General features: G+C 61.0%; 16 protein-coding genes. 8 read left to right on the forward strand and 8 right to left on the reverse strand.

Annotation, left to right across the window (positions count from 1 at the left end):
- The first annotated feature begins 91 nt into the window (after positions 1–91).
- Together MHH62_RS24930 and MHH62_RS24935 are read left to right on the forward strand one after the other, a co-directional pair.
- A complete protein-coding gene (locus tag MHH62_RS24930; RefSeq protein ID WP_339232083.1) occupies positions 92–643 on the forward strand; it encodes a cytochrome c oxidase assembly protein in 552 nt (183 codons plus the stop codon).
- Between the two features lie 35 nt (positions 644–678).
- Complete coding sequence (locus MHH62_RS24935; protein ID WP_014716325.1) at positions 679–1,566, forward strand: cytochrome c oxidase subunit 3; 888 nt, start codon at positions 679–681, stop codon at positions 1,564–1,566.
- 6 nt (positions 1,567–1,572) lie between these two features.
- On the opposite strand, the gene MHH62_RS24940 is transcribed toward MHH62_RS24935, so the two are convergent.
- Positions 1,573–1,776, reverse strand: a complete 204-nt coding sequence (locus tag MHH62_RS24940; RefSeq protein WP_339232084.1) for a twin transmembrane helix small protein — start codon at positions 1,774–1,776, stop codon at positions 1,573–1,575.
- A 31-nt stretch (positions 1,777–1,807) separates the two neighbouring features.
- On the opposite strand from MHH62_RS24940, the gene MHH62_RS24945 reads away from it, so the two are divergent.
- From MHH62_RS24945 to MHH62_RS24965, 5 genes are read left to right on the forward strand one after another with little or no spacing between them, the layout of a single operon-like run.
- Complete coding sequence (locus tag MHH62_RS24945; protein ID WP_336827182.1) at positions 1,808–2,572, forward strand: SURF1 family protein; 765 nt, start codon at positions 1,808–1,810, stop codon at positions 2,570–2,572.
- Positions 2,538–3,122, forward strand: coding sequence for a hypothetical protein (locus MHH62_RS24950; RefSeq protein ID WP_014716327.1), 585 nt, complete (start codon positions 2,538–2,540; stop codon positions 3,120–3,122). Before MHH62_RS24945 ends, MHH62_RS24950 begins: the two co-directional genes overlap by 35 nt.
- A 10-nt stretch (positions 3,123–3,132) precedes the next feature.
- On the forward strand, positions 3,133–4,212 hold the full coding sequence (locus MHH62_RS24955) for a COX15/CtaA family protein (protein WP_339232086.1): 1,080 nt from the start codon (positions 3,133–3,135) through the stop codon (positions 4,210–4,212).
- Positions 4,200–5,099, forward strand: coding sequence for a heme o synthase (gene cyoE / locus MHH62_RS24960; protein WP_020301410.1), 900 nt, complete (start codon positions 4,200–4,202; stop codon positions 5,097–5,099). The genes MHH62_RS24955 and cyoE overlap by 13 nt, the downstream gene beginning before the upstream one ends.
- Positions 5,096–5,731, forward strand: coding sequence for an SCO family protein (locus MHH62_RS24965; protein WP_168224387.1), 636 nt, complete (start codon positions 5,096–5,098; stop codon positions 5,729–5,731). Before cyoE ends, MHH62_RS24965 begins: the two co-directional genes overlap by 4 nt.
- Positions 5,732–5,860: 129 nt before the next feature.
- On the opposite strand, the gene MHH62_RS24970 is transcribed toward MHH62_RS24965, so the two are convergent.
- Genes MHH62_RS24970 through MHH62_RS24980 form a run of 3 tightly spaced genes read right to left on the reverse strand, consistent with a single transcriptional unit; the run spans position 5,861 to position 8,364 of the window.
- Positions 5,861–6,631, reverse strand: a complete 771-nt coding sequence (locus MHH62_RS24970; RefSeq protein ID WP_014716331.1) for a MetQ/NlpA family ABC transporter substrate-binding protein — start codon at positions 6,629–6,631, stop codon at positions 5,861–5,863.
- A gap of 51 nt (positions 6,632–6,682) precedes the next feature.
- Positions 6,683–7,357: a methionine ABC transporter permease gene (locus MHH62_RS24975; protein ID WP_003187354.1), complete on the reverse strand. Its 675-nt coding sequence runs from the start codon at positions 7,355–7,357 to the stop codon at positions 6,683–6,685.
- On the reverse strand, positions 7,357–8,364 hold the full coding sequence (locus MHH62_RS24980) for a methionine ABC transporter ATP-binding protein (RefSeq protein ID WP_014716332.1): 1,008 nt from the start codon (positions 8,362–8,364) through the stop codon (positions 7,357–7,359). Before MHH62_RS24980 ends, MHH62_RS24975 begins: the two co-directional genes overlap by 1 nt.
- Before the next feature lie 265 nt (positions 8,365–8,629).
- Here MHH62_RS24980 and katE point away from each other — a divergent pair, with 265 nt between their 5' ends.
- The gene (gene katE, locus MHH62_RS24985) at positions 8,630–10,771 is read left to right on the forward strand and encodes a catalase HPII (RefSeq protein ID WP_060766945.1); all 2,142 of its coding nucleotides are present in this window, start codon (positions 8,630–8,632) and stop codon (positions 10,769–10,771) included.
- 86 nt (positions 10,772–10,857) lie between these two features.
- Here katE and MHH62_RS24990 read toward each other — a convergent pair whose 3' ends face one another.
- Genes MHH62_RS24990 through MHH62_RS25005 form a run of 4 tightly spaced genes read right to left on the reverse strand, consistent with a single transcriptional unit; the run spans position 10,858 to position 13,660 of the window.
- A complete protein-coding gene (locus MHH62_RS24990; protein WP_020301406.1) occupies positions 10,858–11,577 on the reverse strand; it encodes a PA5502 family lipoprotein in 720 nt (239 codons plus the stop codon).
- Positions 11,578–11,614: 37 nt separating this feature from the next.
- The gene (gene znuB / locus MHH62_RS24995) at positions 11,615–12,403 is read right to left on the reverse strand and encodes a zinc ABC transporter permease subunit ZnuB (RefSeq protein WP_014716335.1); all 789 of its coding nucleotides are present in this window, start codon (positions 12,401–12,403) and stop codon (positions 11,615–11,617) included.
- On the reverse strand, positions 12,396–13,166 hold the full coding sequence (znuC, locus tag MHH62_RS25000) for a zinc ABC transporter ATP-binding protein ZnuC (RefSeq protein ID WP_003187361.1): 771 nt from the start codon (positions 13,164–13,166) through the stop codon (positions 12,396–12,398). Before znuC ends, znuB begins: the two co-directional genes overlap by 8 nt.
- The gene (locus MHH62_RS25005; RefSeq protein WP_169921969.1) at positions 13,166–13,660 is read right to left on the reverse strand and encodes a Fur family transcriptional regulator; all 495 of its coding nucleotides are present in this window, start codon (positions 13,658–13,660) and stop codon (positions 13,166–13,168) included. Before MHH62_RS25005 ends, znuC begins: the two co-directional genes overlap by 1 nt.
- Positions 13,661–13,684: the final 24 nt, after the last annotated feature.

Raw genomic sequence — 13,684 nt, forward strand, 5'->3', positions numbered from 1 at the left:
GGCGGTAGGTCAGGCGCTGAATCTACCAACCCTCAGGCCCTCATCGCAGGCAAGCCAGCTCCCACAGAAAGTCCAAAGCCAGGTGGGCGCCATGGCTGACTCCGTCCCGCTCAAGCGCCTGGTCACCCGCCTGCTAATCCTAGTGCTGGCGATGTTCGCCTTTGGCTTCGCCCTGGTGCCGATCTACGACGTGATGTGCAAGGCGTTCGGCATCAACGGCAAGACCGCCGGGCAGTACGAGGGTGAGCAAATGGTTGACCCCTCGCGCCAGGTGCGGGTGCAGTTTCTGTCCACCAACGCCATCGACATGGTCTGGGAATTCCACTCCAAGGCCGATGAGATTGTGGTCAACCCCGGTGCAGTCAACGAGATGGTGTTCGTGGCCTACAACCCCACCGATAAGCCGATGACAGCCCAGGCGATACCCAGCATTTCCCCGGCCGAAGCGGCGATGTACTTCCACAAGACCGAATGCTTCTGCTTCACCCAGCAAGTGTTGCAGCCCGGTGAGCGCATTGAGATGCCCGTACGTTTCATCGTCGACCGCGCGATGCCCAAGGATGTGAAGCATTTGACCCTGGCGTACACGCTGTTCGATATCACTGCGCGCCAGCCGCCCGTGGCCGTCAGGACCGGGGGCTAGCTACTGTTTGCCCCCTCAATCAGGAGAGCGAATACATGTCGACTCATGATACGTACTACGTACCAGCGCAAAGCAAATGGCCAATAATTGCCACGATTGGCCTGCTGGTCACCGTGTATGGCCTGGCCGTGTGGTTCAACGACTTGAAGGCCGCGCGGCCCGAATCCCACGGGCCGTGGATCTTTTTCGTCGGCGGTTTGTTGCTGGCCTATATGCTGTTTGGCTGGTTTGGCGCGGTGATCAAGGAAAGTCGCGCCGGGCTGTACAGCGCGCAGATGGACCGCTCGTTCCGCTGGGGCATGACCTGGTTCATCTTTTCGGAGGTGATGTTCTTCATCGCCTTTTTTGGTGCGCTGTTCTACGTGCGCGTCTGGGCCGGGCCTTGGTTGGCGGGCGAGGGGCCCAAGGGCATTGCCCACATGCTGTGGCCGAACTTTGAGTTTGCCTGGCCCCTGCTGAACAACCCCGACCCTAAGCTCTACCCTGCGCCCAAAGGCACCATCAGCCCCTGGGGCCTGCCATTGGTGAACACCATCTTGCTGGTGAGTTCCAGCGTGACCATCACCATTGCCCACCATGCCCTGCGCAAAGGCCATCGTGGTGCGCTGAAAGTCTGGCTGGCGATCACCGTGCTGCTGGGCTTGGCGTTTCTTGGATTCCAGGCCGAGGAATACATCCACGCCTACAAAGAGTTGGGCCTTACCTTGGGTTCGGGGGTGTACGGCGCGACGTTCTTCATGCTCACGGGCTTTCACGGCGCCCACGTGACCATCGGCACCATCATTCTGTTTGTGATGCTGATGCGTATCCTGCGCGGGCATTTCAATGCCGAGCACCAGTTCGGTTTTGAGGCGGCCAGTTGGTATTGGCACTTTGTGGACGTGGTGTGGATCGGGCTGTTTTTCTTTGTCTATGTGCTGTGACGCCGCTTACCACGGCGCATGAGAGACCAATTGGCCGCTGAAAAAGCCCCAGGCGATCAAGCCCACGGTGATCATGGCCAGCGTGACACGCACGGTCAAGGCAGTGACGAGGCGGTTGGAGTTGCCCTCGTCCTTGACCAGGAAGAACAAGCCACTGAACAGGCTCACGACGGTCGCGATCAGCATCAGGGCAATGGCGGCTTTGAGCATGGTCTGGCTCCGGGCTAATTGGGGAGGGGCGATGAGATCGAGTATAGCCAGTGCCATGCAACGCTTTCGCCCGGGCATCGCGCCGACGCTGGTGGTACTGGTGTTGCTGCCGTTGATGGTGGGCCTGGGGTTTTGGCAATTGTCCCGCGGGCACGAAAAGCAACTGTTGGTAGACCGTTATGCCGAGCGCCGCGCCGCCGAGCCGGTCAGCAGTGCTCAGCTCAATGACATGGCTGATCCAGCCTTCCGTCGCGTTCACCTTCGCGGGCAACTGGATGATGCACACAGCGTATTGCTGGATAACCGCATGCGTGACGGCAAGGCCGGTGTCGAGTTGCTGCAACCCTTTCATGACCAGGCCAGCGGCCTGTGGCTGTTGCTCAATCGCGGCTGGCTGCCCTGGCCGGACCGGCGTATCGCGCCCGCCTTTACAACCCCTGAACAGACGCTGAACCTCGACGCCTGGGTGTACGTCGCCCCCGGCGAGACCTTCCAACTGCATGCCGACCCGGCCAGCACGCAATGGCCGCGCCTGCTGACCGCGCTGCACCCTGCCGCCTTGTGGGGCGAGCTGGGGCGCAGTGGCTTTGCCTATGAGCTGCGTGCCGAAGCGGGCCCCGGTACCTACGAAACCAGCTGGCCTGTGGTCGCCATGGGCCCGGAAAAACACCTGGCCTACGCTGTGCAATGGTTCGCCATGGCCATGGCGTTGCTGGCGCTTTACCTCTACCTCGGATGGCATAACAAAAAGGAGAAGCCCCATGGGAGCGGTCATGAATCCACCCAGCACATCTGACACGCCTGATCGGCGCAAGGGGCGCTGGCAGCTGATTTTGATCCTGATGATGGTGATCGGCCCGATGGTGCTGGCCACCTTCATGTACAAATTGCAGTTCTGGGTGCCGGACAGCCGCAGCTATCACGGCGAACTGATTGGCAACGGCCAGACCCGCGCCGACATCGGCGTGCAGGCCGATGAACAGCGCTGGCAACTGCTGGTCACCGCCCCCACCGCCTGTGCTGCCAATTGCCAGCAACTGGTCTACCTGGCGCGTCAGCTGCAGATCAGCCTTGGCCGTGATGCATCCCGTGCCAGCCATGCCCTGGCGGGTGCGCAACCGTTGAGCGGCGAATACGAGGCCAAGCTCAAAGCCGAATATCCACAGCTGCAGCGCTACCCGCTGGATGTGTCGACCTTTACCAGGAACGCTGCCGCGCCTGGCGATGCGCAATTGTGGATCGTCGACCCCCACGGCAATCTGGTGCTGCGCTACGACGCCAAGGTCAAGGGCAAGGACTTGCTCAACGATCTGCGCTTGCTGCTGAAACTGTCGAACATCGGATAAGGGCACCCTCATGGCCAAGCCTGGATTTCGCCTCGCGCTGCTTGCCACGTTACTGGCGTTGTTTGTCGTGCTGCTCGGTGCTTATACCCGCCTGACCCACGCCGGCCTCGGCTGTCCGGACTGGCCGGGCTGCTATGGCTTTATCAGCGTGCCGCAAAGCGAAGCCCAACTGGCTCATGCCGAGTTGCACTTTCCCGACACGCCGGTGGAGGCCGACAAAGGCTGGGCCGAGATGACCCATCGCTACTTCGCGGGCAGCCTGGGCCTGTTGATCGCGCTGCTGGCGGCGCGTTCGTGGCGTCATCGACGCGATCCGGGCCAGCCGGTGAAGCTGCCGCTGTTCCTGCTGGCGGTGGTGTTCGCCCAAGCGGCGTTTGGCATGTGGACCGTGACCTTGAAGCTCTGGCCGCAAGTGGTCACAGGGCATCTTTTGGGCGGCTTTGCGACCTTGAGCCTGCTGTTTCTGCTGACCCTGCGGCTGTCCGGCGTACTACCGGCGCTGGTCGTGCCCAAGCGCCTGCAATATTGGGCGACGGCGGGGCTGGTGCTGGTGATCGGGCAGATCGCCCTGGGCGGCTGGGTCAGTTCCAACTACGCCGCGGTGGCCTGTGTCGATTTGCCCACCTGCCACGGCCAATGGTGGCCGGCAGCGGACTTCGCCAATGGTTTTCACCTGACCCAGCACATCGGCCCCAATTACCTGGGGGGCCAGCTCGACAGCGAAGCGCGCACCGCCATCCACCTGACGCATCGCATCGGCGCCGTGCTGGTCACGCTGGTGCTGCTCGGTTTGGCCTGGCAACTGCGGGCAGTGGGGATGACGCGCCTGGCCGGCTTGTTGTTGATCGCCCTGGCCGCGCAGATCTGCCTGGGGGTGAGCAATGTGGCGTTCGGCCTGCCGCTGCCGGTGGCGGTCGCGCACAACGCTGGCGGGGCAACGTTGTTGATGACGCTGGTGCTGGTCAATTATCACGCGCGCACCAGCCTGGTTCGGGTGCGTCACTCGCGCCTGTTCGGCTGGCGTTTTATCCCGCGCAAACAGGTGTCAGGCCTGATCACCCTTAAAGGAGAACTGCCATGGCGGCCGTGATCGGCGCACGTCGCGACCGGGCGATCTGGCGTGACTATTTGGAGCTGACCAAGCCCAAAGTGGTGGTGCTGATGCTGATCACTTCGCTGGTGGGCATGTTCCTTGCCACCCGCGCCGGTGTGCCCTGGACAGTGCTGGTGTTCGGCAACCTCGGCATTGCCCTGTGTGCCGGCGGCGCGGCGGCGGTCAATCATGTAGTGGATCGACGGATTGATGCCGTGATGGCGCGCACTCACAAGCGGCCGATGGCTGAGGGGCGTGTCTCGCCGATGGCGGCGTTAGCGTTTGCGTTGTTCCTGGCGATTGCAGGATTGGCCCTGCTGCTGGCGTTCACCAACCCGCTGGCGGCCTGGCTGACCTTGGCTTCGCTGCTGGGTTATGCGGTGGTCTACACCGGCTTTCTCAAGCGAGCGACGCCGCAGAATATTGTCATCGGCGGTCTGGCCGGTGCGGCGCCGCCGCTGCTGGGTTGGGTGGCTGTCACTGGGCATGTGAGTGCCGAACCCTTGCTGCTGGTGCTGATCATCTTCGCCTGGACTCCGCCACACTTCTGGGCCCTGGCTATTCACCGCAAAGAGGAATACGCCAAGGCCGACATCCCGATGCTGCCGGTCACCCATGGCGAGCACTACACCAAGGTGCATATCCTGCTGTACACCTTCGCCCTGCTGGCGGTGAGCCTGATGCCCTACGTTATCCACATGAGCGGGCTGCTCTACTTGGGCTTTGCGCTGGTATTGGGGGCGCGCTTTCTGCAATGGGCCTGGGTGTTGTACCGTGGCAGCCAGCCGCACGCGGCGATCAACACGTTCAAGTACTCTATCTGGTACTTGCTGCTGCTGTTTATCGCCCTGCTCGTAGACCACTACTTATTGTTGAACCTATGACTCGAACTCAAAAAACCGTCTTCATCCTCGTGGCCCTGGTGGCGTTGATCATGGGCCTGACCGTCAACAAAGTGCTCTCGGGCAAAGGCCAGGGCGACCCCACTGCGCTGATCGACGCCGGCATCATTCTGCTGCCGCAAAGCCGCCAGTTGCCAGCGGTGACCATGACTGACCAGGAAGGTCAGCCGGTGGTGGTCAATGAGTTGAAGGGCAAGTGGAGCCTGCTGTTTTTCGGTTACACCTTCTGCCCGGATATCTGCCCGACCACCCTCGCCCAGCTTCGCCAGATCAAGAGCGAACTGCCCAAAGAGGCTGTGGATAAGTTGCAGGTGATCCTGGTGAGCGTCGATCCGAACCGCGATACCCCGGCGCAGCTCAAGCAGTACCTGGGTTACTTCGACCCACAGTTCCAAGGCCTGACTGGCGCGAATGTGGAGGATGTACAGAAGGTTTCGAATGCGGTGAGCATTCCCTTCATTCCGGCGGATACCAACAAGCCGAACTACACTGTCGACCACAGCGGTAACCTGGCACTGATCGGCCCGGATGGTACCCAGCGTGGGTTTATTCGTGCGCCGTTGAACAACCAGAAGCTGGTGGCGCAGTTGCCGGGGTTGCTACAGCGCAAGTGAGCACCTGATGATCGTTCCAACGCTGAGCGTGGGAATGCAGTTAGGGGCGCTCTGCGTCCCCAAGCGTGACCCAGAGCGTCACAAGAGGCGTTCCCACGCGGAGCGTGGGAACGATCAGATCAGGAGATATCAGAACGCTGGCTTGATCGCGCCTTTGTACTTCTCTTCGATGAATTTCTTCACTTCAGGCGTGTGCAAGGCTGCAACCAGCTTCTTCACCGCGTCTGCATCCTTGTTGTCTTCGCGGGTCACCAGGATGTTCACGTAAGGCGAGTCGTTGCCTTCGATCACCAGGGCATCCTTGGATGGGTCCAGCTTGGCTTCCAGGGCGTAGTTGGTGTTGATCAGCGCCAGATCGACCTGGGTCAGCACGCGCGGCAAGGTAGCGGCTTCCAGTTCACGGAATTTCAGGTTTTTATCGTTGCCGGTGATGTCCTTGATGGTCGACAGGATGTTGGTCGGGTCCTTCAGGGTGATCAGGCCGTTCTTGGCCAGCAGCAACAGCGCACGGCCGCCGTTGGTGGCGTCGTTCGGGATCACCACGTTGGCGCCGTCAGGCAGGTCGGCCAGTTTTTTGTACTTGCTGGAGTAAGCGCCCAGAGGTTCCAGGTGCACAGCGCCGACGCTCACCAGGTGAGTGCCTTTGGCTTTGTTGAATTCATCCAGGTACGGCTGGTGCTGGAAGAAGTTGGCATCCAGGCGCTTTTCAGCCACCTGTACGTTCGGCTGCACGTAGTCGGTGAAGACTTTGACCTTCAGATCCACGCCTTCTTTGGCCAGGGCAGGCTTCACGAATTCGAGGATTTCGGCGTGAGGCACCGGCGAAGCAGCGACCGTAATGGTCTCGGCGTGGGCGGAAAACGCAGCCACGGCGGCGAAGGCAACCAGTAGTTTTTTCATCCAGCAAGCTCCTTGTTCGGGCATCTGCCGGCTGCGCGCCGGCAATGGCCGTTATTTACGAGAAAAGTGCACCACCAGCCGGTCGCCGACGGTTTGCAGAATTTGCACCAGAATCAACAGCATCACCACAGTGACCACCATCACATCGGTCTGGAAGCGCTGGTAGCCAAAACGGATTGCCAGGTCGCCCAGGCCGCCAGCACCGACCACACCAGCCATCGCGGTGTAGGAAACCAGTGTAATAGCCGTCACCGTAATCGCCGCGAAGATGCCAGGGCGGGCCTCGGGCAATAGGGCATTGGTGATGATCTGGCGGGTGGTGGCGCCCATGGCCTGGGTGGCTTCGATGATGCCACGGTCCACTTCGCGCAGTGCGGTTTCCACCAGGCGCGCAAAGAATGGCGTAGCGCCGACGACCAACGGTGGGATCGCACCGGCAACACCCAGCGACGTGCCGGTGATCAGTACCGTGAACGGAATCATCACGATCAACAGAATGATGAACGGCAGCGAGCGCAAGATATTCACGATCAGCGACAACAGCGCGTACAGGCCTTTTTGTTCGAACAGCTGGCGCGGGCTGGTCAGGAACAACAGCACGCCCAGGGGCAGGCCCAGCAGCACGGTGAAGAACAGCGAGCCGAACAGCATGGTCATGGTGTCGCCGGTGGCGAGCCAGATTTCAGACCAGTCGATATTGGCGAAGAAACTCAGGAACACGTCCATCAGCGCAGCACCTCCATGTGAACGTCTGCGGCGGTGAAGCGTGCAAACGCAGCTTCCATGTCACCGCCGGTGACGGCGAGGGTCAGTTGCCCGTAAGGGATGTCTTTGATGCGGTCGATACGACCGGCAAGAATGCTGTAGTCCACACCGGTTTCCCGTGCGACGGTACCCAGCAGTGGCGCGTAGGTCGCGTCCCCTTGGAACGTCAGGCGCACGATACGGCCTGGCACATGGGCAAAGTCGTCGCGCTGCTCGCCTTCGTCCACCTGTTCGGCTTCTTGTACGAAGCGTTTGGTGGTCGGGTGCTTGGGGTGCAGGAACACGTCGGCCACCGAGCCTTGCTCGACGATCACCCCGGCGTCCATCACGGCGACCTGGTCGCATACGCGGCGGATCACGTCCATTTCATGGGTGATCAACACGATGGTCAGGTTCAACTCGCGGTTGATCTCGGCCAGCAGTTGCAGGACCGACGCCGTGGTTTGCGGGTCGAGGGCGCTGGTGGCTTCGTCACAAAGCAGGATTTTTGGCTTGGTCGCCAGGGCTCGGGCGATGCCGACGCGCTGTTTCTGGCCGCCGGACAACTGCGCCGGGTACTTCTTGGCGTGGTCCGACAAGCCGACGCGGGCGAGCAGCTCAGCCACACGTTGGTCGATTTCCTTGCGCGACAGTTCACCGGCGAGCGTCAGCGGCAGCGCGACGTTGTCGGCCACGGTCTTGGACGCCAGCAAGTTGAAGTGCTGGAAGATCATCCCGACCTGCTGACGGAAGCGGCGCAGGCCGTTGGCATCCAGGGCGGTGACTTCTTCACCGTCGACCGTGATCTGCCCGCCGCTGGGTTCTTCCAGGCGGTTGATCAGGCGCAGCAGCGTGCTTTTACCCGCACCCGAGTGGCCAATCAGGCCAAACACCTGGCCATTGGCGACGCGCAGGCTGGTGGGGTGCAGGGCGGGGATATCCTTACCGGCGACGCGGTAGGTTTTATGGACGTTTTGAAACTCGATCACGTAGCGAACCTTGTGGGGCGCATTGAAAAGGGATCAGCGGTTAGCCGGGCGCGCATTTTAGCCTGTCCGTATAGCGTTTCTTAGCATTTATTTCGTATTCATCCAGTCATTTGGCAATAACGCGATCAAAGGTCATAAAAAAGGAACGGTGCAAAACCCAGTCAGTCACTACTTAAGCAACTCGATTTCCCAGGTGCCGTGCCTGGGGTTTTGCTCAAACGAGCCGGGGACCGCTCTGGCCACTTTGAATAAGGAGTTTTGACTGATGAGTACCAAGAAGCCAGCCACCCCGCCGAAGAGTGAACTCGCGGGCACTGATACCCTGGACCGTGGCAACACCAACGCCAAGCTGCAGGCGTTGGAAGAATTCCGTTCCGATGCAACCGGCCAGGCCCTGCGCACCAACCAGGGCGTGAAAATTTCCGATAACCAGAACAGCCTGAAAGTCGGCGCTCGCGGCCCGTCGCTGCTGGAAGACTTCATCATGCGTGAAAAGATCACGCACTTTGACCATGAGCGCATCCCGGAGCGCATCGTGCATGCCCGTGGTACGGGGGCCCATGGCTATTTCCAGAGTTACGGCGACCATTCGGCGCTGACCAAGGCAGGTTTCCTGCGCACGCCTGAGCATAAAACCCCGGTGTTCGCGCGTTTTTCCACGGTGCAGGGCCCGCGTGGCTCCGGCGACACCGTGCGTGACGTTCGCGGTTTTGCCGTGAAGTTCTTCACCGACGAAGGCAACTTCGACCTGGTGGGCAACAACATGCCGGTGTTCTTCATCCAGGATGCGATCAAATTTCCTGACTTCGTCCACGCGGTGAAACCCGAGCCTCATAACGAGATTCCTACCGGCGGTTCGGCCCACGATACGTTCTGGGACTTTGTTTCGCTGCAACCGGAATCCGCGCACATGGTGATCTGGGCCATGTCCGACCGCGCCATTCCAAAAAGCCTGCGCGCCATGCAGGGCTTTGGGGTACACACCTTCCGTTTGATCAATACCGAAGGTAAGTCCAGCTTCGTGAAGTTCCACTGGCGTCCAAAAGTCGGCACCTGCTCGCTGGTATGGGATGAGGCGCAAAAGCTGGCCGGTAAAGATACGGACTACCACCGTCGTGACCTGTGGGAAGCGATTGAAAGCGGCGATTACCCCGAGTGGGAGCTGGGCGTACAGATCGTGGCCGAAGAAGACGAGCACAAGTTTGATTTCGACTTGCTCGACCCGACCAAGATCATTCCAGAAGAACTGGTACCGATCACGCCGCTGGGCAAAATGGTGCTCAACCGTAACCCGGACAACTTCTTCGCTGAAGTCGAGCAGGTTGCGTTCTGCCCGGGCCACATCGTGCCGGGCATCGACTTCACCAACGACCCATTGCTGCAGGGCCGTCTGTTTTCCTACACCGATACCCAGATCAGCCGACTGGGCGGGCCGAACTTTCATGAGATTCCAATCAACCGGCCTGTCGTGCCTTTCCATAACGGCCAGCGCGACGCTCAGCATCGCACCGTGATTGATAAGGGTCGTGCGTCCTACGAGCCAAACTCTATTGATGGTGGTTGGCCGAAAGAAACCCCTGCTGGTCCTACCGATGGTGGCTTTGAGTCCTACTACGAGCGCGTCGATGCCAACAAAGTACGTGAGCGCAGCGAATCCTTCGGTGACCATTTCTCCCAGGCGACGCTGTTCTACAACAGCATGAGCCACCACGAGAAAGAGCACATTATCGCGGCCTACAGTTTTGAGCTGGGCAAGGTGGAGCGCGAGTTCATCCGTGCGCGCCAGGTCAACGAGATCCTGGCCAATATCGACCTGGAGCTGGCCAAGCGCGTTGCGCAGAACCTCGGCTTGCCGGCGCCGACCAAGGGCACCGTGCCTGCACGTGAAACGTCGTTGAAAGAATCGCCAGCCTTGAGCCAGGTGAATTTGCTATCGGGTGATATCAAAACGCGCAAAGTGGCGATTCTGGCAGCCAACGGCGTTGATGGTGCGGCCATTGACGCGTTAAAAGCCGCGCTTGAAGCTGAAGGCGCCCATGCCAAGTTGCTGGGGCCTACTTCGGCGCCGGTAACCACCGCGCAGGGCAAGACGCTGCCGGTCGACGCCTCCATGGAAGGCATGCCGTCCATTGCCTTCGACGCAGTGTTTATCCCGGGTGGCAAAGAGTCCGTGAAGGCGCTGAGCGGTGATGGCGTGGCGTTGCATTACGTACTGGAAGCCTACAAACACCTGAAGGCGATTGCGGTAGCCAGCGATGTGAAGCCGTTGCTGGACCTGCTGAAACTGGAGGAGGATGCGGGGTTGATCGTGGGCGCGGATGCCAAGGCGTTCAAAGCGTTTTTTGCGGCGATTGCCCAGCATCGGGTGTGGGAGCGTGAGCCGAAATCCAAGGCGATTCCGGCTTAACTTATCGGTTGTTTGTTAGGTCGTCATCGCAGGCAAGCCAGCTCCCACACTGTTCAAATGTGGGAGCTGGCTTGCCTGCGATGCTTTTAGTCCGCCTTGCGCGGAATCAGCACAACCTGCGCCGGAATACGTTTCAGGATTTGCCGGTGAATCTTCAGGTCATACCCCGAATCAATCCGCTTGACCCGCTTGGTCAGTAACGTGGCCAGCCACGGGTAATCCTGGGTGCGTGGCACCTGGATGCTGACGTCGCACTGGTAATTCACCACATCGGTGGCGATGGCGTCCAACTGATGGCGCATGTCTTCAACATCCGCAAGGTTCAGCGCCACGGTGGTGCTCGGCGCTGCCGGGTCGATGACCTTGGCGGCAGGCTTGGCCTCAGCGGCTTTCAACGCAGCTTCTGCCTGGTCCAATTCGGCTTTGCGCGCATGGCTGATGGCGCTGTTGACGCCACCGGTCAGCGCAGGGGCCTTGGGCATCAAGGCGCGGGCGCGGCTCAGGGCCGTGGCGGCAGCGTTGACGTCGCCTTTTTGCAACACGATCTGGCTGCGTTGCAGGTAGGCTTCGGCCAATTGACGCTGGTAGGCCTCAAGTGCCGGGTCATTGGGCGATTGGGCCTGCAATGCAGCCAGCTGGTCTTCGGCGGTGGCCAATTCGCTGCTGGCCAGGTTTTGTTCCAGTTGCGCGATGGCCGCAGCCCGCGGATCCGGAGCCTGGGGGGCAGCGGGCGGCGTACTTTGGCAGGCGCCCAGCAGCAGTGAAAATGCGGCAAGGAGCAGATAACGGGAGGTGAACGGCTTCATTCCTGCGACTCTCTATTTGCGCAAAAAGCGAGCAAGTCTACACCCCTCGACGGGGCAGGACAAAACTCAGCAGAAACAGGGCGGCCGCCGTAACCACAATCGACGGCCCGGCCGGTGTGTCCTTGAACCAGGACAGCGCCAGGCCACCACACACTGCAAGCATCCCCAGGAGGCTGGCGCCAATCGCCATCTGCTCCGGAGAGCGAGCGTGGCGCTGGGCGGCGGCGGCTGGAATGATCAGCAGCGACGTGATCAACAATACGCCGACAATCTTCATCGCGACAGCAATCACCACGGCGATGAGCAACATCAAGGCCATACGCAGGCCTGCGACGGGCAAGCCTTCTACCTTGGCCAGTTCTTCATGCACGGTGATCGCCAGCAACGGGCGCCACAGGGCCACCAGCAACGCCAGCACCGCAGCGCTGCCGCCGAGGATCCAGGCCAGGTCGGTCGGGCTGATCGCCAGCAGGTCGCCGAACAGGTAGGCCATCAGGTCGATGCGCACTTCATGCATGAAGCTCAGCACCACCAGGCCCAGAGACAAGGTACTGGGCGCAAGGATGCCCAGCAGTGTGTCGGAAGCCAGTGGCTGGCGTTGCTGCAGGGTCACCAGCAGCACGGCTAGCAGCAGGCAGCCGACGGTCACGGCGATGGCCGGGCTTACATCCAGCAGAAAGCCCATGGCCACGCCCAGCAAGGCAGCATGGGACAAGGTGTCGCCGAAATAGGCCATGCGTCGCCACACCACGAACGAGCCCAATGGGCCCGCCACCAGTGCCAAAGCCAAGCCTGCCAGCAGGGCGTAGAGCAGAAAATCAGCCATGCTTGCAGCTATCTCCATGAACGTGGGGGGTATCGACGACGGCGCCATGCAGGTCATGGGCGTGGTCATGGTGGTGATGGTAGATCGCCAGGCTCTGGGCGTTCTTGCCGAACAGCTCCACGAACGCCGGGTCGCCACTGACCTGTTCCGGGTGGCCGGAGCAGCACACGTGGCGGTTGAGGCAGACCACTTGGTCGGTGGTGCTCATGACCAGGTGCAAGTCGTGGGAGACCATCAGTACGCCGCAACCATGGCGGTCGCGCAGGCGGGTGATCAGGCTGTACAGCTCGGCCTGGCCGGCGACATCGACACCTTGCACGGGTTCATCGAGTACCAGCAGCTCGGGCTCGCGCAGCAGGGCGCGGGCCAGCAGCACGCGCTGCATTTCGCCACCGGAGATGCTTTGCACCGGGTTGTCGATGACGTGTTCGGCGCCGACTTCCTTAAGCGCAGCCTGGGCGCGGGCGCGGTCTACGCCAGGCACCAGGCGCAGGAAGCGCAATACGGAGAGCGGCAATGTCGGGTCCACGTGCAGCTTTTGCGGCATATAGCCCACGCGCAGCTTGGGCTTGCGCCAAACCGTGCCGCTGTGGGGCTTGAGCAGCCCGAGCACGGCGCGCACCAAGGTGGTCTTGCCGGCGCCGTTGGGGCCGATCAGGGTGACGATTTGCCCCGGTTCCACGCTCAGAGCGATGTTCTCCAGCACGTTTTGCCCGGCGAACGTGACCCCGACCTGCTCCAGGCGGATTAACGCATTGCTCATCAAACCCCCTGGCAGCCTGCGCACAGGCCGACCACTTCGACCGTTTGCCCTTCGACCTTGAAGCCGACGTCGGCAGAGCTTTTGATAATGGCGTCGCTGATGCTTTTTTGCTCAAGCTCGATGGCGGCGTGGCACTCGCGGCAGATCAGGAACTGGCCCTGATGCGCGTGCTCCGGGTGGTTGCAACCGACAAAGGCGTTGAGCGAGGCGATACGGTGCACCAGGCCATTTTCCAGCAAGAAATCCAGTGCACGGTAAACGGTAGGCGGTGCGGCGCGGCGGCCGTCCTGCTCGCTGAGGACGCCAAGAATATCGTAAGCGCCCAAAGGCTTATGGCTCTGCCACACCAGCTCCAGCACCCGGCGACGCAAGGCGGTCAGGCGCAAGCCTTTCTTTGCGCACAGGGTGTCGGCCTCTGACAATGCGGTGTGCACGCAGTGAGAGTGGTCGTGGGGACGGCTGGCAAGCGGTGTTTTAGGCATGAGCGGCGACAGATATTTGATAGAGACGTTATTATG

Source organism: Pseudomonas sp. FSL L8-0168 (genome assembly GCF_037976155.1).
In the GTDB taxonomy this organism is placed as follows: domain Bacteria; phylum Pseudomonadota; class Gammaproteobacteria; order Pseudomonadales; family Pseudomonadaceae; genus Aquipseudomonas; species Aquipseudomonas paracarnis.

What these genes read in the sequence shown, in the direction of transcription:
- MHH62_RS24930 (WP_339232083.1), top strand. Translation starts at nt 92, where the DNA reads ATGGCTGACTCCGTCCCGCTCAAGCGCCTGGTCACCCGCCTGCTAATC.
- MHH62_RS24940 (WP_339232084.1), bottom strand. Translation starts at nt 1,776, where the DNA reads ATGCTCAAAGCCGCCATTGCCCTGATGCTGATCGCGACCGTCGTGAGC.
- MHH62_RS24935 (WP_014716325.1), top strand. Translation starts at nt 679, where the DNA reads ATGTCGACTCATGATACGTACTACGTACCAGCGCAAAGCAAATGGCCA.
- MHH62_RS24945 (WP_336827182.1), top strand. Translation starts at nt 1,808, where the DNA reads ATGAGATCGAGTATAGCCAGTGCCATGCAACGCTTTCGCCCGGGCATC.
- cyoE (WP_020301410.1), top strand. Translation starts at nt 4,200, where the DNA reads ATGGCGGCCGTGATCGGCGCACGTCGCGACCGGGCGATCTGGCGTGAC.
- znuC (WP_003187361.1), bottom strand. Translation starts at nt 13,166, where the DNA reads ATGAGCAATGCGTTAATCCGCCTGGAGCAGGTCGGGGTCACGTTCGCC.
- MHH62_RS24975 (WP_003187354.1), bottom strand. Translation starts at nt 7,357, where the DNA reads ATGGACGTGTTCCTGAGTTTCTTCGCCAATATCGACTGGTCTGAAATC.
- MHH62_RS24990 (WP_020301406.1), bottom strand. Translation starts at nt 11,577, where the DNA reads ATGAAGCCGTTCACCTCCCGTTATCTGCTCCTTGCCGCATTTTCACTG.
- katE (WP_060766945.1), top strand. Translation starts at nt 8,630, where the DNA reads ATGAGTACCAAGAAGCCAGCCACCCCGCCGAAGAGTGAACTCGCGGGC.
- znuB (WP_014716335.1), bottom strand. Translation starts at nt 12,403, where the DNA reads ATGGCTGATTTTCTGCTCTACGCCCTGCTGGCAGGCTTGGCTTTGGCA.
- MHH62_RS24965 (WP_168224387.1), top strand. Translation starts at nt 5,096, where the DNA reads ATGACTCGAACTCAAAAAACCGTCTTCATCCTCGTGGCCCTGGTGGCG.
- MHH62_RS24955 (WP_339232086.1), top strand. Translation starts at nt 3,133, where the DNA reads ATGGCCAAGCCTGGATTTCGCCTCGCGCTGCTTGCCACGTTACTGGCG.
- MHH62_RS24970 (WP_014716331.1), bottom strand. Translation starts at nt 6,631, where the DNA reads ATGAAAAAACTACTGGTTGCCTTCGCCGCCGTGGCTGCGTTTTCCGCC.
- MHH62_RS24950 (WP_014716327.1), top strand. Translation starts at nt 2,538, where the DNA reads ATGGGAGCGGTCATGAATCCACCCAGCACATCTGACACGCCTGATCGG.